This window comes from Vogesella indigofera (assembly GCF_028548395.1).
GTDB classification, from domain to species: Bacteria; Pseudomonadota; Gammaproteobacteria; order Burkholderiales; family Chromobacteriaceae; genus Vogesella; species Vogesella indigofera_A.
The window spans coordinates 57,981-78,956 of sequence record NZ_JAQQLA010000003.1 but is presented as its reverse complement, the minus strand read 5'-3'; the positions used below and the strand labels follow the sequence as shown (position 1 = coordinate 78,956).

The 20,976-nt window shown below is 65.7% G+C and carries 18 protein-coding genes; 8 read left to right on the top strand and 10 right to left on the bottom strand.

The annotated features are described in order from the left end of the window. Positions 1 to 64: 64 nt before the first annotated feature. From PQU89_RS02380 to PQU89_RS02370, 3 genes are all read left to right on the top strand, one after another. Positions 65 to 1,246: an acetyl-CoA C-acetyltransferase gene (locus tag PQU89_RS02380; RefSeq protein ID WP_272757825.1), complete on the top strand. Its 1,182-nt coding sequence runs from the start codon at positions 65 to 67 to the stop codon at positions 1,244 to 1,246. Between the two features lie 155 nt (positions 1,247 to 1,401). Further along, positions 1,402 to 3,192 (top strand): aminopeptidase P family protein, encoded by a 1,791-nt coding sequence (locus PQU89_RS02375; RefSeq protein WP_272764445.1) that lies wholly within the window; start codon positions 1,402 to 1,404, stop codon positions 3,190 to 3,192. Between the two features lie 132 nt (positions 3,193 to 3,324). Further along, positions 3,325 to 4,092 (top strand): substrate-binding periplasmic protein, encoded by a 768-nt coding sequence (locus tag PQU89_RS02370; RefSeq protein WP_272764444.1) that lies wholly within the window; start codon positions 3,325 to 3,327, stop codon positions 4,090 to 4,092. A gap of 78 nt (positions 4,093 to 4,170) precedes the next feature. Here the strand turns inward: PQU89_RS02370 and PQU89_RS02365 are convergent, their stop codons facing one another. Beyond that, positions 4,171 to 5,367, bottom strand: a complete 1,197-nt coding sequence (locus tag PQU89_RS02365; protein ID WP_441372848.1) for an amino acid aminotransferase — start codon at positions 5,365 to 5,367, stop codon at positions 4,171 to 4,173. A gap of 372 nt (positions 5,368 to 5,739) precedes the next feature. Here PQU89_RS02365 and PQU89_RS02360 point away from each other — a divergent pair, with 372 nt between their 5' ends. Next, positions 5,740 to 6,339 (top strand): HutD/Ves family protein, encoded by a 600-nt coding sequence (locus PQU89_RS02360; RefSeq protein WP_272764442.1) that lies wholly within the window; start codon positions 5,740 to 5,742, stop codon positions 6,337 to 6,339. Beyond that, the gene (locus PQU89_RS02355; protein ID WP_272764441.1) at positions 6,332 to 6,670 is read left to right on the top strand and encodes a cysteine-rich CWC family protein; all 339 of its coding nucleotides are present in this window, start codon (positions 6,332 to 6,334) and stop codon (positions 6,668 to 6,670) included. The genes PQU89_RS02360 and PQU89_RS02355 overlap by 8 nt, the downstream gene beginning before the upstream one ends. A 4-nt stretch (positions 6,671 to 6,674) precedes the next feature. Here the strand turns inward: PQU89_RS02355 and PQU89_RS02350 are convergent, their stop codons facing one another. Beyond that, on the bottom strand, positions 6,675 to 7,433 hold the full coding sequence (locus tag PQU89_RS02350) for a sulfite exporter TauE/SafE family protein (RefSeq protein ID WP_272764440.1): 759 nt from the start codon (positions 7,431 to 7,433) through the stop codon (positions 6,675 to 6,677). A gap of 175 nt (positions 7,434 to 7,608) precedes the next feature. Between PQU89_RS02350 and PQU89_RS02345 the strand changes: the two genes are divergently transcribed. Continuing rightward, complete coding sequence (locus PQU89_RS02345; protein ID WP_272764439.1) at positions 7,609 to 7,890, top strand: SemiSWEET transporter; 282 nt, start codon at positions 7,609 to 7,611, stop codon at positions 7,888 to 7,890. A gap of 30 nt (positions 7,891 to 7,920) precedes the next feature. Here the strand turns inward: PQU89_RS02345 and PQU89_RS02340 are convergent, their stop codons facing one another. Next, positions 7,921 to 8,595: a MarC family protein gene (locus PQU89_RS02340; protein ID WP_272764438.1), complete on the bottom strand. Its 675-nt coding sequence runs from the start codon at positions 8,593 to 8,595 to the stop codon at positions 7,921 to 7,923. Positions 8,596 to 8,733: 138 nt separating this feature from the next. On the opposite strand from PQU89_RS02340, the gene PQU89_RS02335 reads away from it, so the two are divergent. Further along, entirely contained in the window at positions 8,734 to 10,038 is a 1,305-nt protein-coding gene (locus PQU89_RS02335) for a replication-associated recombination protein A (RefSeq protein ID WP_272764437.1), read from the top strand. Positions 10,039 to 10,204: 166 nt separating this feature from the next. Here PQU89_RS02335 and PQU89_RS02330 read toward each other — a convergent pair whose 3' ends face one another. From PQU89_RS02330 to PQU89_RS02315, 4 genes are read right to left on the bottom strand one after another with little or no spacing between them, the layout of a single operon-like run. Then, positions 10,205 to 11,287, bottom strand: a complete 1,083-nt coding sequence (locus tag PQU89_RS02330) for a zinc ribbon domain-containing protein (protein ID WP_272764436.1) — start codon at positions 11,285 to 11,287, stop codon at positions 10,205 to 10,207. Further along, complete coding sequence (locus PQU89_RS02325) at positions 11,287 to 12,402, bottom strand: zinc ribbon domain-containing protein (RefSeq protein ID WP_272764435.1); 1,116 nt, start codon at positions 12,400 to 12,402, stop codon at positions 11,287 to 11,289. Before PQU89_RS02325 ends, PQU89_RS02330 begins: the two co-directional genes overlap by 1 nt. 24 nt (positions 12,403 to 12,426) lie before the next feature. Next, positions 12,427 to 14,082, bottom strand: a complete 1,656-nt coding sequence (locus PQU89_RS02320) for a zinc-ribbon domain-containing protein (protein WP_272764434.1) — start codon at positions 14,080 to 14,082, stop codon at positions 12,427 to 12,429. Between the two features lie 60 nt (positions 14,083 to 14,142). Next, on the bottom strand, positions 14,143 to 14,658 hold the full coding sequence (locus tag PQU89_RS02315; protein WP_272764433.1) for an OmpA family protein: 516 nt from the start codon (positions 14,656 to 14,658) through the stop codon (positions 14,143 to 14,145). Positions 14,659 to 14,995: 337 nt separating this feature from the next. On the opposite strand from PQU89_RS02315, the gene serS reads away from it, so the two are divergent. After that, complete coding sequence (gene serS / locus PQU89_RS02310; RefSeq protein ID WP_272764432.1) at positions 14,996 to 16,282, top strand: serine--tRNA ligase; 1,287 nt, start codon at positions 14,996 to 14,998, stop codon at positions 16,280 to 16,282. A gap of 100 nt (positions 16,283 to 16,382) precedes the next feature. Here the strand turns inward: serS and PQU89_RS02305 are convergent, their stop codons facing one another. From PQU89_RS02305 to PQU89_RS02295, 3 genes are all read right to left on the bottom strand, one after another. Beyond that, on the bottom strand, positions 16,383 to 18,875 hold the full coding sequence (locus tag PQU89_RS02305; RefSeq protein WP_373322774.1) for an EAL domain-containing protein: 2,493 nt from the start codon (positions 18,873 to 18,875) through the stop codon (positions 16,383 to 16,385). A 167-nt stretch (positions 18,876 to 19,042) separates the two neighbouring features. Next, a complete protein-coding gene (locus PQU89_RS02300) occupies positions 19,043 to 19,906 on the bottom strand; it encodes a pirin family protein (RefSeq protein ID WP_272764430.1) in 864 nt (287 codons plus the stop codon). 86 nt (positions 19,907 to 19,992) lie between these two features. Then, the gene (locus PQU89_RS02295) at positions 19,993 to 20,841 is read right to left on the bottom strand and encodes a pirin family protein (protein WP_272764429.1); all 849 of its coding nucleotides are present in this window, start codon (positions 20,839 to 20,841) and stop codon (positions 19,993 to 19,995) included. Positions 20,842 to 20,976 lie beyond the last annotated feature (135 nt).

Genomic DNA, 20,976 nt, shown 5'->3' with positions numbered 1-20,976 from the left:
TCTTGTGCATCGCACAACAGCACTGTAGCCAATAATAAGCAAACACACTCGTGGAGAAACTCTCATGCAAGATATCGTGATCGTTGCCGCCCTGCGTACCGCTGTCGGCAGCTTTGGTGGTTCGCTGTCCAAAATCCCGGCGCCGGAGCTGGGTGCAACCGTTATCAAGGGTTTGCTGGAGAAGACCGGCGTGCAGCCGGAAGCAGTGAGCGAAGTGATCCTCGGTCAGGTGCTGACCGCCGGCGCCGGCCAGAACCCGGCGCGCCAGGCGCTGATCAAGGCCGGCCTGCCGGTGTCGACCCCGGCCTCCACCCTCAACGTGGTATGCGGCTCCGGCCTGCGTGCCGTGCACCTGGGTGCCCAGGCCATCGCCAACGGCGATGCCGAGATCGTGATCGCCGGCGGCCAGGAAAGCATGTCGCTGTCGCCGCACATCCTGCCGGGCTCGCGTGACGGTTTCCGCATGGGCAACGCCCAGCTGGTGGACACCATGGTCGCCGACGGCCTGACCGACGTCTACAACCAGTACCACATGGGCATCACCGCCGAAAACGTGGCCGCCAAGTACGAGATCAGCCGCGACGAGCAGGATGCGCTGGCACTGGCATCGCAGAACCGCGCCGAAGCCGCACAAAAAGCCGGCAAGTTCGCCGACGAAATCGTGCCGGTGATGGTACCGCAGCGCAAGGGCGACCCGGTTGCCTTCGCCAGCGACGAATACATCAAGGTTGGCACCACCGCCGAATCGCTGGCCAAGCTGCGCCCGGCGTTCAAGAAAGACGGTTCCGTGACCGCCGGTAACGCCTCCGGTATCAACGACGGCGCTGCCGCGGTGATGCTGATGACCGCCGCCAAGGCCGCCGAACTGGGCCTGACGCCGCTGGCCACCATCAAGTCCTACGCACTGACCGGCTGCGCGCCGGAAATCATGGGCATCGGCCCGGTAGCCGCCACCCGCAAGGTGCTGGACAAGGCCGGCTGGAAAGTGGAAGACCTCGACCTGGTGGAAGCCAACGAAGCCTTCGCCGCCCAGGCACTGGGCGTGGCGAAAGAGCTGGGCTGGGGTGCCGACAAGGTCAACGTCAACGGCGGCGCCATTGCACTGGGTCACCCGATCGGCGCCTCCGGCTGCCGCGTGCTGGTCACCCTGCTGCACGAAATGCAGCGTCGCGACGCCAAGAAAGGCCTGGCGACACTGTGCATCGGTGGCGGCATGGGCGTGGCGCTGGCGGTAGAACGCAAGTAAGCCTGCCACACGCAAAACCAAGCCGGAGCCTGCTCCGGCTTTTTTCATGCCCTATTCATTTACAAAAAGACAGACTATTGCGCCAATTAGCAAAATAATTTGCACAAAACACCCCGCCATCGCAGAATGCATACAATCTCCCACCGAGAAGCACGATGACGCACACCATCCCTACCCGCCTGGCCGCACTGCGCCGCCACATGCAGCAGCAAGGCATCGCCGCCTGCCTGATTCCGTCCTCCGATCCGCACCTGTCCGAGTACCTGCCGTCGTACTGGCAGGGCCGGCGCTGGCTGTCCGGCTTTCACGGCTCGGTCGGCACCCTGATCGTCACCGCCGATTTTGCCGGCCTGTGGGCCGACAGCCGCTACTGGGTACAGGCGGAGCAGGAGCTGGCCGGCAGTGGCATCCAACTGATGAAGATCCAGACCGTGGCGCAGCCGCTGCATCTGGACTGGCTTGCGGCCAACCTTGGCGCCGGCGACGTGCTGGCGGTGGACGGCGACGTGCTCGGCCTGGCCAGCGCCCGTGCGCTGCAGGACAAGCTCCTCGCCGCCGGCATCACGCTGCGCAGCGATCTCGACCCGCTGCAAGCGGTGTGGCCGGATCGCCCGCCGCTGCCGAGCCAGCCGGTGTACGAACACCTGCCGCCCTACGCCGCCACCCGCCGCGCCGACAAGCTGGCCGCGGTGCGCGACGCGATGCGGCAGCACGGCGCCAGCCATCACTTCATCTCCACGCTGGACGACATCGCCTGGCTGCTGAACCTGCGCGGCGGCGACGTCAACTACAACCCGGTGTTCGTCAGCCACCTGCTGCTGAACGACCGTGGCGGCACCCTGTTCGTCGGTGACGGCAAGGTCGACGCTGGGCTGATGGAAAGACTGGCCGCAGACGGCATCGCCGTCGCCGGCTACGAGCAGGCCAAGGCCGCGCTGGCGGCCTTGGCGGCAGACAGCCGCCTGCTGCTGGACCCGCGCCGCGTGACCCTCGGCCTGCGCGCCGCGGTCGCGGCCAATGTTGCCGTGATCGAGACCATCAACCCTTCCACCCTGCTCAAGTCGCGCAAGAGCGAGGCCGAGGCGCAGCACGTGCGCGACGCCATGGTGCAGGACGGCGTGGCGCTGGCCGAGTTCTTTGCCTGGTTCGAGGGCGCGGTCAACCGCGAAGCCATCACCGAGCTGACCATCGACGAGCAGATCACCGCCGCACGCGCGCGCCGCCCCGGCTTCGTGTCGCCCAGCTTCGCCACCATCGCCGGCTTCAACGCGGGCGGCGCACTGCCGCACTACCGCGCCACCGCGGCCCACCACGCGGCGATCGAAGGCGACGGCCTGCTGCTGATCGACTCCGGCGGCCAGTATCTGGGCGGCACCACCGACATCACCCGCGTGGTGGCGGTGGGTCAGCCCAGCGCCGAGCAGAAGCGCGACTTCACGCTGGTGCTGAAAGGCATGATCGCCCTGTCGCGCGCACAGTTTCCGCAGGGCACGCTGTCGCCGATGCTGGACGCGCTGGCGCGGGCGCCGATCTGGCAGCACGGCATCGACTTCGGCCACGGCGTCGGCCACGGCGTCGGCTATTTCCTCAACGTGCACGAAGGCCCGCAGAGCATCTCGCGCTCGCAGCCGGAAGCGAGCATGGCGATGCTACCGGGCATGATCACCTCCAACGAGCCGGGCATCTACCGCCCCGGGCAGTGGGGGGTGCGCATCGAGAACCTGCTGCTGAACGTGGCCGCCGCCAGCAACGAATTCGGCGACTTCCTCCGCTTCGAGACGCTGACGCTGTGCCCGATCGACCTGCGCTGCATCGAACGCACGCTGCTGAATCAGGAAGAAATCGACTGGCTCAACGACTACCACCACTGCGTGCACGAACAGCTGGCACCGCAGCTGAACGGCGCGGCACTAGCCTGGCTGCAGCAGCACACCCGCGCGCTGTAACACCCGCAGCGCCTGCCGTACAAGGTTGGCCGCAACACTGCGGCCAACCTGTTTTTTTGCCGGCGGCCACCGCGCCGTACCGTTCGTCCCCGCCTATAGTAAACTGGCGCCCCAGCCCGTCAGGATATTCATATGCGATACCCCCTCCTTGTGCTGTTCCTGCTGCTGGCCGGCTGCAGCCAGCTGAGCCGCGCGCTGGCAATCTACACCGAAGACTGGCCACCGCTCAGCTTCCGCAACAGCCAGGACGGTGCCGCCGGCATGGCGGTGGAAGTGGTACAAGAGCTGCAAAAGCGCACCGGCAACCGCAATGTCATCCAGGTGCAGCCGTGGGCGCGCGCTTATCATCACCTGCTAAACGAACCGGACGTGCTGCTGTTCACCGTGGGCCGCAATGCCGAGCGCGAAGGCAGGATGACGCTGCTGGGGCCGGTGGCGATCTCCAGCACCGACGTGTTTGCGCTGCGCGAGCAGGCACAGCAGCTGCGTGACATGGGCGACGTGCGACGGCGGCTGCCGACCGCGGCTTATCGCGGCAGCATTTTCGAGAGCAGCGCGCGGGCGCACGGCTACAACGTCACCGCCACCACCGACCCGCAGCATTCGGCCAAGATGCTGCTGGCCGGCCGCGTGCGGCTGTGGGCGGAGGGCAATATCGTGGTGCCGCAGGTGCTGCAGCGGCTGGGGGTGGCCGACAACGCGGTGGAGCGCATCGCGACGCTGGAATCGCTGGCGCTGTACCTCGCCTTCTCCAAGGGCACATCGCGGCAGCAGGTGCTGGCCTGGGAGCAGGCGTTGCGCGACATGAAGCGTGACGGCAGCTTCCAGGCCATCCACAAGCGCTGGTTCCCGCTCAGCGCGCCGCCGCTGGAGGTGTTCCGCGTCGGGCTGGAACCGTAAGCCCGGCCGCGCAACAGCCATGAAAAAACCCCGCTGTCCGACAGCGGGGTTTTTTTGTGGCGATGCCGGCCGGAACGATCAGGCCTTGACCACCTTGGCAATCGCTTCGGCGACATAGCCGATGTTCTTGCTGTTCAGTGCCGCCAGGCAGATACGGCCGGTGGAGACGGCGTAGATGCCGAACTCTTCCTTCAGGCGCTCGACTTGGGCCACGGTCAGGCCGGTGTAGGAGAACATGCCGCGCTGCTTGATCACGAAGCTGAAGTCCTGTGCCACGCCCTGGGCCTGGATCGCTTCCACCAGTGCCACGCGCATGGCGCGGATACGCTCGCGCATGCCGGCCAGTTCGTCTTCCCACTGCTGGCGCAGTTCCGGGCTGGACAGTACCGCCGCCACCACCGCACCGCCGTGGATAGGCGGGTTGGAGTAGTTGGTGCGGATCACGCGCTTCAGCTGCGACAGCACGCGGGCGGACTCTTCCTTGCTCTCGGTCACGATCGACAATGCGCCGACGCGTTCGCCGTACAGCGAGAAGCTCTTGGAGAAGGAGCTGGACACGAAGAACTGCAGGCCGGAGGCGGAGAACAGGCGCACCGCGACCGCATCAGGCTCGATACCGTCGGCAAAGCCCTGGTAGGCCATGTCGAGGAACGGCACCAGACCGCGGCTGCGGCAGGCTTCCACCACTTCCGCCCATTGTGCGTCGGACATGTCGGCGCCGGTCGGGTTGTGGCAGCAGGCGTGCAGCACGATCACGGAGCCGGCGTCCAGGCCTAGCAGGAAGGCCTTCATCGCCTCGAAGTTCACGCCACGGGTGGCGGCATCGTAGTACGGATAGTTTTCCACGATGAAGCCGGCGGACTCGAACAGCGCGCGGTGGTTTTCCCACGACGGGTTGCTGATGTAGACCTTGGCATCGGCATTGAGGCGCTTCAGGAAGTCGGCACCGATCTTCAGGGCGCCGGTACCACCCAGCGCTTCAGCGGTCACCACGCGGCCGGCGGCGGTCAGCGCGCTGTCGGCACCGAACAGCAGGTTCTGCACCGCGGAGGTATACGTGGCCGGGCCTTCGATCGGCTGGTAGCCGCGCGGCGGCATCGCTTCCAGACGTACCTTTTCGGCGGCCTTCACGGCGGCCAGCAGCGGGATCTTGCCGTTGTCGTCGTAATAAACGCCGACACCCAGGTTGACTTTCGTCGGACGGGGATCGGCGTTGAAGGCTTCGTTCAGGCCAAGAATCGGGTCGCGCGGCGCCATTTCCACGGCGGCGAAGATCGAAGAGGACATGCGGGGCTCCAAAGTGTTGAATTGCTTGCTGCCGGCGGTGTACGGGTAGCCACCGGCCGGCAGACAGGGTGACAAAATCCGGATGCAGAAGTCTATCACGAGGCATCGCGCCGCGCTGCGGCAAGCAGCTTGACGTTTGCGCCGCAGGCTTGCGCCGATACGCGTCATGGCGGCACATCCTGCCATGCCGGCGGCCCTGACTACCGGCCGCGCGCCCCCGGCGACGGCAGTGGCGGCAGCATTGTGTCAATTCCGCCCGGCGGCGATCGCGGCCAGGCTTGCGCGCCGGCGCCCTGCCCGCTGCGACCGGCGGCGGACGCGTGCTACCATCGCGCCTTTCCCTGTCCGGCACCGACCCTCATGCACATCGTACGCTTTGCCGCCTGCCCGCCCAGCCCGTGGAAAAACGGCGGCGGCATCACCCGCCAGCTGCTGATCCGCCCTGCTGCGGCCAACCTTGACGACTTTGCGCTGCGCGTCAGCGTCGCCGATGTCGACAGCGACGGCCCGTTCTCGCGCTTTGACGGCATCGACCGTACCCTGACGCTGCTGGAAGGCAGCGGCCTGCAACTGCAGCGCGACGGTGCGCCACTGGCCACGCTGCAAGCGGACAGCCCGCTGCTGCATTTTGCCGGCGAATGGCCGATCAGCAGCCAGCGCCTGGCCGGCAAGGTGCGAGATTTCAACATCATGACCCGTCGCAGCCAGTGCCGGCACCGTGCCGAACGGCTGTCGCTCGCCGGCAGCCTGACGCTGGCACACGACGGCCCGCTGCTGCTGTTCGTGGCACAGGGTGGCGCGGTGACGGTGAACAGTGACGGGGCCAGCGACACGCTGCAGCCGTTCGACCTGCTGTGGCTGGAGCATGCCGGTACGCTGCAGCTGCACAGCGACCGTGCCTGCCAGCTGTTGCTGGCGCATGTCGTCTTTGATTGCAAGAAGGCCGACGGCGATGCCTGACGACATCGCCTCGCCCTGCGTCAAGCAATGCCAGCTCGATGTCAGCGGCCGCTACTGCACCGGCTGCCTGCGCACGCTGGCGGAGATCAGCGGCTGGGCCGCGGCCAGCAACACGCAGAAACAGGCCGCGTTGCAGCGCATCGCCAGCCTGCGCCAGCCCTTGCCGCTGCGCGAGCTGAACTGCCGCCGTTGCGGCCAGGCGTTCCAGTGCGGCACCGGTGGCGACAACGGCGGCTGCTGGTGCATGGCCCTGCCGCCACTCGCCAGCGCCGATGGCGGCGGCGACTGCCTGTGCCCGGCCTGCCTGCAACAGTTGGCCGCAACACGCTAGCCGCTTACTTCAGCATGTCGTAGGCCAGCTTCAGGATCAGCACGCTGACCAGCAGCAGGAACAGGATGCGCACGAAGCCGGCGCCCTTGCGCATCGCGATGTGCGAGCCGACCATGGCGCCGGCGACATTGCACACCGCCATCGGCAGCGCATAGCCGAACAGCACGTTGCCGGTCGGGATGAAGAAGCTCAACGCCGCGATATTGGTCGACAGGTTGACCACCTTGGCCGAGGCCGAGGCGTGCAGGAAGTCGAAGGCGAAAAAGCGCACGAACAGGAACATCAGGAAGCTGCCGGTACCCGGCCCGAACAGGCCGTCGTAAAAGCCGATGGCACCGCCGATCAGCAAGCCGACCACCAGCTCGCGGCGGCCGATCGCCACCGGCGCGTGCACCGCGCCGAGGGTCTTCTTGCGGAAGGTGTACACCGCCATCACGATCAGCAGCACCAGCACCAGCGGCCGCATCACCGCCGGCGGGATCAGGCTCACCGCCGCAGCACCGGCGAACGACATCACGAACGCCGCCGCCGCCGCCGGCAGCACCAGTCGCCACGGGATGGTGACCTGGCGCAGGTAGGAACGGGCCGCCGACAGCGTACCCATCGCCGAGGCCATCTTGTTGGTACCGAACAGCGCCGGAACCGAGGCATTCGGCAGCGCATTGAACAGCGCCGGGATCTGGATCAGGCCACCGCCACCGACGGCGGCATCGATCAGGCCGGCAAGAAACGCAAACGCGCACAGAAACGACAAAGTCAACATCAATAGCATTCCGGACGAGGCAAGCCGGCCATTGTACCCCTCGCTGCCAGCGCCGCAACAGAACAGCCTGTTCCGCGGCTGCCGCGGCGATGTAGTGCTTCGCTTACAAGCACCGCTGCCGCAGAATGAACGGCAAGCCCTTCTCTCACCGCCAGACCTTTCCCGGTAGCACGCTATGGATACCACTCAACTGGGCTACCTCGCCGCCCTGCTCACCACCGGCAGCTTTTTGCCACAGGTGCTGCACACCCTGCGCACCCGCGACACGCGCAGCATTTCGCTATCGATGTACCTGATGTTCGTGTGCGGCACCGGCACTTGGCTGCTGTACGGCCTCTCCATCGCGGCGCTGCCGGTGGTGCTGGCCAACGCGCTGACGCTGCTGCTGTCGTCGGTGATCCTGGTCATGAAACTGCGCGAGGTCGTGCGCACGCGGGCAGCAAAAAGCGCGCCGTAGCGCGCCCTGTCATCTCCTTGCGGCCAACCTTTAGCGCCGTACCGCCAGCAGCGGCTCCAGCAGCCCGCTCAGTCCCAGCCAGATGATCTGCACCCCCAGACACAGCAGGATGAAGGCGGTCAGGCGCAGGAACACCACCGAGCCGGTCTGCCCCAGATAGCGGAACAGCTTGTCGGCATTGCGCAGACACACCCAGATCGCCAGGCAGATGGTGGCCACCGCCGCCAGGCTGGCCACCGGCGCGATGGTGTAGCGCGCCAGCGCGGAGCCGGTACCGGTCAGCGAGGCGCCGATGGTGATCGCCACCGAAATCGAGCCCGGCCCCACCGTCAGCGGGAAGGTCAGCGGATAGAACGCACGCTGCTTCAGCGCCTCGCGGTGCTCGCCCTGCGCCAGCTGCGGCGATGCCTCCGCCGGCGCGTCGTTGAGCATGCGCCAGGCGGCAATGGTGATCAGCAGGCCGCCGGAGACCTGCACCACCGGCAGCGACACGCCGAAGAACTCCAGCACCACACCGCCGATATACATGCTGCCCAGCAGCAGCAGGAAGCAGTAGATCGCGATCCGCCGCGCCAGGAACGCGCGCTGCGCATTGCTGTTGTGCGAGGTCAGCGAGATGAAAAACGGCACCAGTCCGGGCGGGTTGATGATGGGTAGCAGCGCCGCCAGCACGAACAGGTATTTGCTCACAAACAGGGACAGCATCGGGGTCATGGCCGGAAAACTCGCAGGGTGGGGTACAGTCGCCGGATTCTAGCATTGCTTGCCCGCAGCCATGCCAGCGGCGTGCATGGCCACACGATCAGCGCGGCAGAAATACCGGTTTGCACGTAAAATCAGCGCATGAACGACCTGTTTGCCAAAGAACCCCACAAGCCGCTGGCCGAAGCACTGCGGCCAACCTCGCTCGACGACGTCATCGGCCAGCAACACCTGATCGGCAGCGGCAAGCCGCTGCGCATGGCGATCGAGGCGCAAGTGCCGCACTCGATGATCCTGTGGGGGCCGCCCGGCGTCGGCAAGACCACGCTGGCGCGCATCCTCGCCAGCGCCTTCGACGCCGACTTCATCCCGCTGTCGGCGGTGCTGTCCGGCGTCAAGGACATCCGCGAGGCGGTGGAGCGCGCCCACGCCACGTTGCAACGCAGCGGCCGCCGCACCATCCTGTTTGTCGACGAGGTGCACCGCTTCAACAAGAGCCAGCAGGATGCCTTCCTGCCGTTCGTCGAGTCCGGGCTGCTGACCTTCATCGGCGCCACCACCGAAAACCCGTCGTTCGAGGTCAACGCCGCGCTGCTGTCACGAGCACAGGTGTACGTGCTGCAATCGTTGAGCCAGGACGAGCTGCTGGCGCTGTTCCGCCGCGCCGCGGCGCAGGGCGCGCTGGACGGACTGCAGTTTGACGACGACGCCCGCGACGCGCTGGCCGGCTACGCCGACGGCGACGCGCGCCGTTTCCTCAACCTGCTGGAACAGACCCGCACCGCGGCGTTGGCACGCAAGGTTGGCCGCATCGACAACGCCTTCCTCGGCGAAGTGCTCAGCGTCAACGCGCGTCGCTTCGACAAGGGCGGCGACGCCTTCTACGACCAGATCTCCGCGCTGCACAAATCGGTGCGCGGCTCCAACCCCGACGCCGCGCTGTACTGGCTCTCCCGGATGCTGGACGGCGGCGCCGACCCGCGCTACCTGTCGCGGCGCATCGTGCGCATGGCGTGGGAAGACATCGGCCTCGCCGATCCGCGCGCGATGCAGATCGCCAACGACGCCGCCCTCACCTACGAGCGGCTGGGCAGCCCGGAAGGCGAGCTGGCGCTGGGGCAAGCGGTGATCTACCTCGCCATCGCCGCCAAGAGCAACGCCGGCTACAAGGCCTACAACGCGGCGCGCGCCTTCGTGGCGCAGGACCAGTCGCGGCCGGTACCGGTACACCTGCGCAACGCACCGACCAAGCTGATGAAAGAGCTGGGCTACGGCCACGACTACCGCTACGCCCACGACGAGCCGCACGCCTACGCGGCGGGCGAAACCTATATGCCGGAAGGCCTGGAAGATGTGCACTGGTACGAGCCGGTGCCACGCGGCCTGGAAAGCAAGATCGCCGACAAGCTGGCCTTCCTACGCCAGCTCGACGAAGACGCCAAATAGCCCGGCAAAAATGACGCCGCCGCCGACAGCCTGCCGGGCAAGCCGTAACTAGCCAGCAGCAATCGGCAGACCGTCAGCACCTGTGCAAAGCGCCGCGTTTCAACACTGAAACGCGGCGCTTTGCTGTTTGGCTGGCCAGCCATCGGGTGATGGCCCCGCTGACGGTTTACGGCAGGCGCAGCTGCCAGCCGCCGTCACCGTTCTTCGACAGCAGCACCCGCTCGCTGCTGCCGCCAACACGGATGCGGCAGCTGAAGGTTTCCGGCTGCTGCGCCAGCGCGGTGCAGTCCTGCTTGGCGTAGCCCTGCTGCTGGCCGGCCAGCAACGGCGAATAGTCCAGCAACGCCTGCCAGATGTCGTCCGCCGACGGCTCCGCCGGGCCGAACAGGCGGCCCAGCCACGCCTTCAGGCCGGTGCTAGCCTGCTCGCCAGCACGCTCGATGCCTTCCTTGGCCAGTGCCTGCATGAATACCGCCGCCTCCAGCGCCTGGCGCTCGCCATCGTCGGCCACCTGCCAGCGACCATCCTTGCGCAGCAGCATGATGCGCGCCTCGCCCTTGCCCGCCTCGCCAAACAGCTCGCGGCGGATGGCCGGCGTCAGCCACGCCACCGGCTGTCGCGGCTGGAAGTCATAGTGCACCTGCGACACCAGCAACTCGCCCATCGTCTGCGGCGGCGACCACTGCGTCACCGTCACCGCCTCGATGCCGCTACCGACACACAGGCGACCGTCCACCACCGCCGTCCGCGCCAGATCGGTCTGCTGGTATTCCAGCTGCTCGCCAAAGAAGCCGTTGCTGATCTTTTGCGGCGCGGCATACAGGCCGGCCTTGACCAGCTCGCCGAGCCAGGCGTTGCTTGCCTGATCGAACGGGCTGGTCACCAGCGACTGCTTGCCATATGGCAGATTGCGCAGACACACCTTGCGCCGGTAATCGGCGTCGTGCTGAGACAGATGCTGGTTGATCGCCGCCATGAACACGTCCTTGGACGGTTCTTGCGGCTGCAGCCAGTACCAGGCCGCCGCGGCCAGCAGCAGCAACAGCGCGATGCCGCCACCCAGCCATGGCCACGGCAGGCGGCGGGCCGGCAACGCCAGCGTTAGCGGCGTGTCAAGTTCCATCGCCGCGCTAGCGGATGGTGTCGCCGCCGGCACTGGCGTTCTTGGCTTCAGCGGCTTGCCGCAGGCGTCGCAAAAACGGGCATCGGTTTCGTTGACCGTGCCGCACTGGGTGCAGAAGCGGCTCATCAGTCGTCCTTTACCGGTTTGCCGCACTCGCCGCAGAAGCGGTCGTCGGCGTCTTCTAGCAGCGCCTTGCAGTGCGGGCAATGCAGCAGAGCCATGGCGGTATTGGTGGCGGCAGCCGGTGCCGGTGTCGCGGTCGCCAGTTGCTGTTTTTGCTCCTCGATCTTCTGCTTGATCTGCTGCGTCTTCTGCTCCAGCTGTTGCTGGCGACGCGCCAGTTCCTGCTCGGTAGCGCTGACATCCAGTCCGTCAATCGACGACAGGTAGATCTGGCAGCAGCCCTGCAACGCGATCAGCCCCGGAACGATCATCGCCGCCGCCAGCAGCAGCGAGGAACCCAGCCCGCCGGCGATCACATAGCCACCGCCCTCACCCATGCCGCCCATCGCCATCATCGCCATCGACTGCATGCCCAGGCCATCGATGCCGCCCAGAATGCCGGCCGACATGCTCATCACCATGCCCAGCCCGGAAAACACGATGCCGCCGATAATGCCGGCCGACACCAGCACCACCAGTGCCAGCACCAGCTCCTTCACCACCACCGACACCAGACGCTGGCGTGCGATTGCCAGCAGATTGACCAGCGTTTCACGCACCGAGGCGCCGCTCCACACCGCCGACGCCGCCAGTGGGTAGAACACGTAGGCCAGCGCGAAAAAGGCAAAACCCAGCAGCAAGGCGGTCAGCGGCAGCGCAAAGGTGAACAGCAGCGGCCCCAGCAGCGGAATCTTGCACAGTAGCAGCACGATGGCGACCAGCAGCAACAGCAGCAGCATGCCAGCCAGCGCCACCAGCCCGACCAGCAGCAGGCGATGGCTACTGAACAACGACGCCATCACCGCCGCCGCCATCTTGCGCGACTGCCCGTTGCGACTGGCATCCATCAGCATGATGCCGACCGCGTTGACGCCGTAAAACGCCACCAGCCACGACAGCAGCGCCCCCAGGAACAGACCGAAAGCGCTTTGGGTCATGGCCAACACGCCGAACACCAGCGCCGCCCCCAGCAGGCTGGCCGCAAACAGCGTCAGTGCCCGCCAGTTGCCCAACGCCTCGGTAGCATCCAGCAGCGAGCCGGTATTTTTAAGTTGCTGCGACATTTTCATCAGGATCATTCTCCAGTTATGGCAGTGAGCGGCTTATTGCAGGCCCAGTTGTCGTTTCAGTTCTTCTTTCTTGCGCCGGATTTCATCGTGCTGGCTGCTGGCTTTCGCCTCGCTCTTCGGCGGTGTCTTGGCGGCCGGCGCTACTGCGGCAGGCTTGGTCGCCGGCTTGATCTCCGGCATCGGCTGGGGCACCACCAGTTCATCGTTCGCCGGAGCGGGTGCGGGAGTCGGCTCCGATGCCGCATTCACCACCGGCGGAGCCGCGACCGTCGGCGTCACTACCGGCGCCACCGCCGCCGCCGCACTGCTGCCGGCCGGCACCGTGGTCTGCTCCTGCAACGGGCCGGTGCCCGGTTGCAAGGCAATTGCAGCCGGCTCCGACGCGGTCGCGGTCGCCGCCGCCGGCTGAGCGCCGCTGCTGAACACGCCGCTCAGCATCACCGCGGCCGCCGTCATGCCCAGCAGCAGGGCGCCAAGCGCCCAGTGCCACCACGGCCGCACCGTCGGCACCACGGTCGTCGCAACGTTGGCCGCAACGACGCTATTAGGATTGGCCGCCGCCTCCGATACAGCGCTTAGAGGTATCGGCAATGTGTCGTTTCGGCTATCGGTGACGACCGGCGCAAACGTGGCTGCGGTCAGCGCTGGCACGACACGAGGCTGCACTTCGGGCGCCTCCGCCGGTGTTGGCGCCGGTTGTGCCACAGGCCGTGCCGTGGCGGGTGCCTCGGCCGGTATCGCCGTTGTGACCGCGCCTGCCGCCAAAGTTATCACTGCGGAATCGATAGCCGCGGACACCTGCGACGTCCCTGCCGCCGCCGGCTCGGCAAACAGCGCAACAGCGCTGACAGCAGCCGGGGATGGCGTACGGGCAGGCGACGCCACGCTCTCGCTAACCGTGGAGGCCAATGCCACAGAGTCAGGTGCGGCTACGGGTGCCTGCCACTGGCTGGTGCTCACCGCGACCGAGGCCACGCCAACAGTACTTTCCGCAGCCATCACCACAGACGGCGGCATGGCCAGTGCTTCGGGCACAGCCGCGGTCACACACACCGGCTCCGGTGCACGCTGCACAATGGCCTCGGTAACGACCACTGCTGTTTCCAGCAAAGACTGCTCGTTGCCGGCGACCGGCACGGCAAGCACCACTGGCGCGGCGTCACTGTCCAGCTCTGCTTCAGCGGCAACGACTGGTGCCAGCGGCTCGCTGCCGGCGATGGTCGCGACGGCCACACACTCCGCGTCCGATGCGAGCGCCACCGTAACAAGTGGCGCCGATTCGGTGCTGGCCAGCACTGCCTGGGGTCCCTCCTCTTCCATCCGTGCCCCGTCCTCGTCGCGGACCACCGCGACAGCAGACTCAAGCGGCAAGATGGCCGCGGCCTCTTCGGCGGCGGCACTGGCTGGCGCATCGGCAGCCGCCACCACAATGGCCGAGACAACTGGCGCAGCTGGCGGTGCAGCAAGCACCGGGGCGGCATCCGTTGCGGCCAACATGGCACTGCCGCAGTGTTTGCAGAACTTGCGACCGATACGGTTTTCCTCGCCGCAGGCCGGGCAGGCACAACTGTCGCTGACCGGCGGCGCCGCTGGCGGCGTGGCCGGTACAGCCTGCAGCGCGTGACCGCAATTCAGACAAAAACGCGCACTGTCGCGATTGACGGCGTGGCAGGCGGGGCAATCAGCCATGAACATTCCTTACTTTGCAAAATGAAAACGGCACTCGCCGGCGAGTGCCGTTGCGTTGAATTACTTGAACAGGCCCTTGCCGAAGCTGACCACGCTGTCGATCATGCCCTTGAACGGATCCTGCCCCAGGTTCTCCTGCCGCTCACCGAGAATGATGATGTCGGTGCGGCGGTTTATCTGGCGGCCGGCTTCGGTCGCGTTGTCCGCCAGCGGCCGGCTCATGCCGTAGCCCAGCGCCTTGATGCGTGTCTTGGGCACGCCACGATCGACCAGCGCCTTCATCACCGACAAGGCGCGCAGCTCGGACAGATCCTGGTTGAAGTCGCGGCCACCGACGCTGTCGGTATGACCCTCGATCAGTACATTGCTCTTGGTTCGCGAGGTCAGCAGGCCGGCCACCTGGTTGAGGAACGGTCGCGCCGAGGTCTTCACTTCATACTGGCCGGAGTCAAACAGGATGGAATCGGAAGAGCGGATTTCGACACCCCGCGTGGTCTGGCTGACAGACACCCCCTGATTCGCTTTCGGTAGCGCGCAACCGGTCGCCACCACCGCTGCCGCAAGGCACAGCGCCATAACATGAGTTCTGGACACGTATTTCCCCCTGACATTCAAAATCAATAATTAATATCCGTTACAAGTATTACATAACGTTTGCATGTTACTTTAATCTTTACGGCATATGCAGCAAACAATAGCAAGGCAATCCATGCAGTTAGCTGCTGTGCGGCCGCTTTTTCGACCACCAGCTACGCGGCGACGGCACGGCAAAACGGGACAACTGCCCCCTGCAGCCGGTAAACTTGCGGGGAAACTTTGTGCCGGCGGGCGCAACCGCGGCCGCGAGCGAGGCCCGCCCGTGCCGTGTTGCCGGCCACACCCTACCCGAGACAGAAATACAGGACTGAAAACAATGCTGGATATTCAACTGCTGCGCAGCAATATCGATGAAGTGGCGGCCCGTCTGGCCAGCCGTGGCTACACCCTGGAAACCGATGCCTTCAATAAACTGGAGGCAGAGCGCAAGTCCCTGCAAACCCGCATGCAGGAACTGCAATCGCAGCGCAACAGCAGCTCGAAACAGATCGGCATCGCCAAAAAGAACGGCGAGGACGTGTCTGCCATCATGGCGCAGGTCGCGTCGCTGGGTGACGAGCTGAAAGCCGCCGAAGAAGCCTTCGCCGCCGTGCAGAACCACATCGACAACTGGCTGCTGACCATCCCCAACCTGCCGCACGAATCGGTGCCGGCCGGCAGTGACGAGAGCGGCAACGTGGAAGCCCGCCGCTGGGGCACGCCGCGCGAGTTCGACTTTGAAGTCAAGGATCACGTCGATGTCGGCAGCCCGCTGGGCCTCGATTTCGAGACCGGCGCCAAGCTGTCCGGCGCCCGCTTTACCGTGCTGCGCGGCCAGATCGCGCAGCTGCACCGTGCACTGGCGCAGTTCATGCTGAACACCCACACCGACAAGCACGGCTACAGCGAGACCTACACCCCGTACATCGTCAACAGCGACGTGCTGTACGGCACCGGCCAGCTGCCGAAATTCGCCGAGGACATGTTCCGCGTCGAGCGTGGCGGCGAAGCGGCGGCCCAGGCGCAGTACCTGATTTCCACCTCGGAAATCACCATGACCAATATGGTGCGCGAGTCGGTGCTGAAGCACGACGAGCTGCCACTGAAGTTCACCGCCCACTCGCCGTGCTTCCGCTCCGAAGCCGGCGCCTACGGCCGCGACACCCGCGGCCTGATCCGCCAGCACCAGTTCGACAAGGTGGAAATGGTGCAGATCGCGCATCCGGATCATTCCTTCGCCGCGCTGGAAGAGATGGTCGGCCACGCCGAGGTGATCCTGCAGGCGCTGGAGCTGCCGTACCGCGTGGTGACGCTGTGCAGCGGCGACATGGGCTTCGGCTCGCACAAGACCTACGACCTGGAAGTGTGGCTGCCGGCGCAGAACACCTACCGCGAGATCAGCTCCTGCTCCAATATGGGCGACTTCCAGGCGCGGCGCATGATGGCGCGCTTCAAGGACGCCGACGGCAAGAACCGCTACGTGCACACCCTGAACGGCTCCGGCCTGGCGGTGGGCCGCACGCTGGTGGCGGTGCTGGAGAACTACCAGAACGCCGACGGTTCGGTCACTATCCCGGCGGTACTGCGCCCGTACATGGGCGGCAAGGACAAGATCGGCGGCTGACGCCGAGCACAAGGTTGGCCGCAACGCCTGCGGCCAACCTTGCAGCAAAAAGCCGACGCATCGCGTCGGCTTTTTGGCGTCCGGCCCTAGCTGGGAACGGCTAGCACAGCAGGTGCTGGAAATCGGCGGCGGTTTGCGGCTTGCCGAACAGGTAGCCCTGCGCCTGATGACAACCCTGGCCGATCAGGAACGCGCGGTGGGCCGGCGTTTCCACGCCCTCGGCCACAATGGACAAGCCCAGGCTGCGGCCCAGCGAAATCACCGCCGAGGCGATGGCGGCATCGTCCTTGTCACGATCCAGGTCCTTGATGAAGGAGCGGTCGATCTTCAGCACCTGCACCGGCAGGCGCTTGAGGTAGGCCAGCGAGGAATAGCCGGTACCAAAATCGTCGATCGCCAGCGTGATGCCCATCGCGCGCAGCCCTTCCAGTGCCTTCATCACCTCGCCGTCGCTGTCCATCGCCGTGCTCTCGGTGATCTCCAGCTCCAGCTGCGAGGGCGGCAGGCCGGTCTGCTGCAGCACCTGCGCCACCGTTTCCACGATGTTACCGAACTTGATCTGGCGCCCGGACAGGTTGACCGCCACCCGGCCGCCAAAGCCGCAACGGTCGGCCCACAGCTTGGTCTGACGACAGGCTTCCTGCAGCACCCAGGCGCCGATCGGCACGATCAGCGCGCACTCCTCCGCCACCGGAATGAACTCCACCGGCGGCACAAAGCCCATTTCCGGATGCTGCCAGCGGATCAGCGCCTCCATGCCTACCAGCGCGCCACTGGCAAGATCGACCTTGGGCTGGTACCAGACCTGGAACTCGTCCTTGATCAGCGCGCGGTGCAGGCTGTACTCCAGCTTCAGCCGCGCCATGGCGCTGGCATTCATGTCGGCAGTGTAGAACTGGAAGGTATTCTTGCCGCGGTTCTTGGCGCGGTACATCGCGGCATCGGCATTAACCAGCAGGCTGTCGGCGGTGCGGCCGTCATCGGGAAACACCGCGATGCCGAGGCTGGCGGAAACAAACACCTTGCTGTTGCCGCCCAGCACCAGCTCGCCGGTAATGCTGTCCAGCATGTCCTGCGCCATGCTGGCCAGCGTGGTCAGGCTGCCGGTATTGGGCAGCAGGATGGTGAACTCGTCACCGGCCAGGCGCGCCACAGTGCTGCTGCCCGGCGCCTCTTCCTGCAGCCGCTGCGAGATTTTGACCAGCAATTCGTCACCGGCCTGGTGCCCCAGCGTGTCGTTGATCAGCTTGAAACGATCCAGATCGATGAACATCAGCGCAAAGCGCTGCTGCTGCTCACGCGCCTGCTCCACCGCCGCCTGCAGCTTTTCCGCAAATAGGGTGCGGTTGGGCAGCCCGGTCAGCGCATCGTGGTTGGCGAGGAAATGCAGCCGCTCCTCCGCCTGCTTGCGCTGGGTGATGTCGGCAAACACCGCGACGTAGTGCTGGGTCACGCCCTGATCGTCGCCGATGGCGGTGATGGTCAGATGTTCGGTATAGAGCAGGCCGTTCTTGCGGCGGTTGATCACCTCGCCCTGCCAGAAACCGTCGCTTTTCAGCTGCCGCCACATGTGCTCGTAGAAGTCCGCCGACTGGCGCCCGGACTTGAGCAAGGCCGGGGTATGGCCGATCGCCTCGTCGCGCGAGTAGCCGGTGATACGGGAAAACGCCGGGTTGACCGACTGGATCAGCCCCTTGCTGTCGGTGATGACGATGCCCTCCATCGTCGACTCGAACACCTTGTCCGCCATCAGCAGGCTCTGCCGCGAGCGCAGCAGCGCCTCGTCTCGCTCGCGCAGTGCGTGATGCAGCTCGGCGAGGAATTCCTGCTCGATGGTGGCGAGGATGTCGGACATGCCGATGATGGTCAGCAACTGCCCGCTGCCGTCGGTGACGCCGAGATGGCGCAGCTGGTGCTCCAGCAGCACCTTGCGCGCGGCCAGCAGCGTCATGTGCACCGGCACCGTGCGCAGCGGATGGCTGGCAAGATCGGCCACCGTCAGGCCGCCGCGCGGTTGCGCCAGGTGCTGCAACATGTCGCGCTGGGTGAGGATGCCCCAGCTGCCGTCGGCGTAGGTCACGCCCAGCGCCTCGGCCTTGTGCTCGCGCATCAGCTGGGTGGCGGCCCCGATATCGGCGGTGGCGGCGATGGTGGCCAGCGGCACATGCACCATCGCATCCAGCCGCTTCAGGCGTAGGAAGAACTCGGCTTCCTGATTGATGACGATGTCGGTGGTCGACACCACACCCATCACGCGGTCGCCGCCCGGCTCGGTCACCACCAGATGGCGCATGCGCTGCTTGTGCAGCAGCGCGGTGACTTCCTGGATGGTGGCATTGGCGGGAATGGTGCGCACCGGTGATGACATCACCGCTGCCACCGGCGTTGCGGCCACGCCCGGCTGCTGCAGGTCCAGCCGTACCGCGTCACTCTCGGTCCACACCCCGACCGGCTGCCCGCCTTCGTCCATCACGATGATGGCGCCACAGCGTTCGCGGCACATGGCAAAAGCCGCCTCGCTCACCGTGGCGGTGGGCAGGCAGCTCAGTACCTGGCGTGACAGGATAGACTCGACGGACCGGGAAAACGACACGCAATCAGCTCCAGACATTCGTTAGACAATGCAGTAACTATTTATACTGAACACCGTCATTTGATAATGATTAATAGGAAATAATCTTACCACAAGCAGGGTTATTCCTTCACGCAAAAACCCGCCCAGTCATGACAAAGGCCTGATCCGCCGTCCCGCCCCGCCACTCACGCCGGCAGCGGGATGAACTCGCTCTCGCCGGGTACCATGGCAAAGCGGCCGGCCTGCCAATCGTCCCGCGCCGCCGCCAGCAGAGACTTGTCACTGGCCACGAAGTTCCAGTCCAGATAGCGCGGCCCGTCCAGCGCTGCGCCGCCAAAGATCACGCCCTGCACGCAGGCGCTGGCGCGCAACTCGCGCGCGCTGTCGGACAATATCACCAATTCGCCAGCGCGGATGACTTCACCGTCAACCTGCACCTCGCCCTCGATCAGGTACAGCGCACGCTCGGCCACGTCCTGCGGCAGCGACAGCACGCCGCCGCCCTGCAACTGCCAGGCGGCATACAGCGTCGGGGCAAAGGTTTTCACCGGCGACACCATGCCGAAGGCGGTGCCGATCAGCAGCTGCACGCTGCCGCGTTCGAAGTCATGCTGCGGCAACACCTCTGCCGGGTAGTGATAGAACGCCGGTGCACAGCGCTCCTGCGCCAGCGGCAGCGCCAGCCACATCTGCAACCCCTCCACCGCCACGTTGGCGGCACGGATGTCGGCCGGAATGCGCTCGGAATGGACGATGCCGCGCCCGGCCACCATCAGGTTGATGGCACCCGGCTCGATGCGCTGCACCGTGCCCAGGCTGTCGCGATGCATCATCGCGCCCTGGCTGAGGTAGGTCACGGTGGCAAGACCAATGTGCGGATGCGGGCGCACGTCGCCAGCGGTGCCGGCGGCGACGAAATACGCCGGCCCCATGTGATCGAGGAATACGAACGGTCCGACACTGCGCATACCGCGCACCGGCAACAGGCGCCGCACGACAAAGCCGATGTCCTGCTGGCGCGGTTCAATACGCTGGCTGATGGCACTCATGGGGAAATCTCCGCGTCAATCGAATGGAAAAAAGCTTGCGAATGAAAAAGGTTGGCCGCATCGCCTGCGGCCAACCTTGTGCGGCATCAGGCCAAACGGCCCTGCTGGTAGTCGGCAAATGCCTGCTCCAGCTCGGCGCGCGTGTTCATCACGAACGGGCCGTACTGGGCGATCGGCTCACGCAGCGGCTGCCCGGACAATACCAGCACGCTGGCCCCATCGTCGCTGTGCAGGCGCACACCGTCGCCACTGTTGCCGAGTATCGCCATGCGCTGCTGCGGCACGCTGACGCCCCCGATGCTGACGCTGCCGTGGTAGACGTAGACAAAGGCGTTGTGGCCGGCGGCGATGTCGATGTCGCGCGTGCCGCCCGCCGGCAGTTGCAGGTCGAGATACAGCGGCTCGGTATCCGGCTGCCGGATCGCCCCCGCCTGCGCGCGGTATTGGCCCGCGATCACCTTCACCGCCACGCCGTCCGCCTCCTGCAGTAGCGGAATCTCCGCCGCCGGAATGTCGCGATAGGCGGCCGGGATCATCTTGCGCGCCGCCGGCAGGTTGATCCACAGCTGGAAACCGTGCATCAGCCCATCCTCCTGTTCCGGCATCTCGGAGTGGATCACCCCGCGGCCGGCGGTCATCCACTGCACGCCACCCGGCCCGAGCAGGCCTTCGTTGTTGCCGCTATCGCGGTGGCGCATGCGCCCGGCCAGCATGTAGGTCACCGTCTCGAAGCCACGGTGAGGATGCGACGGAAAGCCGGCGATGTAGTCGCCCGGATTGTCGGAGCGGAATTCATCCAGCATCAGAAACGGATCCAGCCGCCGCTGCAGGTTCTGCGTCAGTACGCGCGTCAGCTTGACGCCGGCACCGTCCGAAGTCGGCATGCCGCTGACTTGCTGTTCGACGGTTCGTGATTGCCATTGCGGGTCGGTCATGGGGTGGCTCCTGGTCAGGGGTTGATGGGAACACTATACAAACCGGCCATTCGATAAAAAAGCACAAAAATCTGCAGGCCATGTTCAAAAAAACTGAGCAGGAATGAAAAAGCGGCGCAAGGTCTGCACCTTGCG

What these genes read in the sequence shown, in the direction of transcription:
- PQU89_RS02380 (WP_272757825.1), top strand. Translation starts at nt 65, where the DNA reads ATGCAAGATATCGTGATCGTTGCCGCCCTGCGTACCGCTGTCGGCAGC.
- PQU89_RS02375 (WP_272764445.1), top strand. Translation starts at nt 1,402, where the DNA reads ATGACGCACACCATCCCTACCCGCCTGGCCGCACTGCGCCGCCACATG.
- PQU89_RS02370 (WP_272764444.1), top strand. Translation starts at nt 3,325, where the DNA reads ATGCGATACCCCCTCCTTGTGCTGTTCCTGCTGCTGGCCGGCTGCAGC.
- PQU89_RS02360 (WP_272764442.1), top strand. Translation starts at nt 5,740, where the DNA reads ATGCACATCGTACGCTTTGCCGCCTGCCCGCCCAGCCCGTGGAAAAAC.
- PQU89_RS02355 (WP_272764441.1), top strand. Translation starts at nt 6,332, where the DNA reads ATGCCTGACGACATCGCCTCGCCCTGCGTCAAGCAATGCCAGCTCGAT.
- PQU89_RS02350 (WP_272764440.1), bottom strand. Translation starts at nt 7,433, where the DNA reads ATGTTGACTTTGTCGTTTCTGTGCGCGTTTGCGTTTCTTGCCGGCCTG.
- PQU89_RS02345 (WP_272764439.1), top strand. Translation starts at nt 7,609, where the DNA reads ATGGATACCACTCAACTGGGCTACCTCGCCGCCCTGCTCACCACCGGC.
- PQU89_RS02340 (WP_272764438.1), bottom strand. Translation starts at nt 8,595, where the DNA reads ATGCTGTCCCTGTTTGTGAGCAAATACCTGTTCGTGCTGGCGGCGCTG.
- PQU89_RS02335 (WP_272764437.1), top strand. Translation starts at nt 8,734, where the DNA reads ATGAACGACCTGTTTGCCAAAGAACCCCACAAGCCGCTGGCCGAAGCA.
- PQU89_RS02330 (WP_272764436.1), bottom strand. Translation starts at nt 11,287, where the DNA reads ATGAGCCGCTTCTGCACCCAGTGCGGCACGGTCAACGAAACCGATGCC.
- PQU89_RS02325 (WP_272764435.1), bottom strand. Translation starts at nt 12,402, where the DNA reads ATGATCCTGATGAAAATGTCGCAGCAACTTAAAAATACCGGCTCGCTG.
- PQU89_RS02320 (WP_272764434.1), bottom strand. Translation starts at nt 14,082, where the DNA reads ATGGCTGATTGCCCCGCCTGCCACGCCGTCAATCGCGACAGTGCGCGT.
- PQU89_RS02315 (WP_272764433.1), bottom strand. Translation starts at nt 14,658, where the DNA reads ATGGCGCTGTGCCTTGCGGCAGCGGTGGTGGCGACCGGTTGCGCGCTA.
- serS (WP_272764432.1), top strand. Translation starts at nt 14,996, where the DNA reads ATGCTGGATATTCAACTGCTGCGCAGCAATATCGATGAAGTGGCGGCC.
- PQU89_RS02300 (WP_272764430.1), bottom strand. Translation starts at nt 19,906, where the DNA reads ATGAGTGCCATCAGCCAGCGTATTGAACCGCGCCAGCAGGACATCGGC.
- PQU89_RS02295 (WP_272764429.1), bottom strand. Translation starts at nt 20,841, where the DNA reads ATGACCGACCCGCAATGGCAATCACGAACCGTCGAACAGCAAGTCAGC.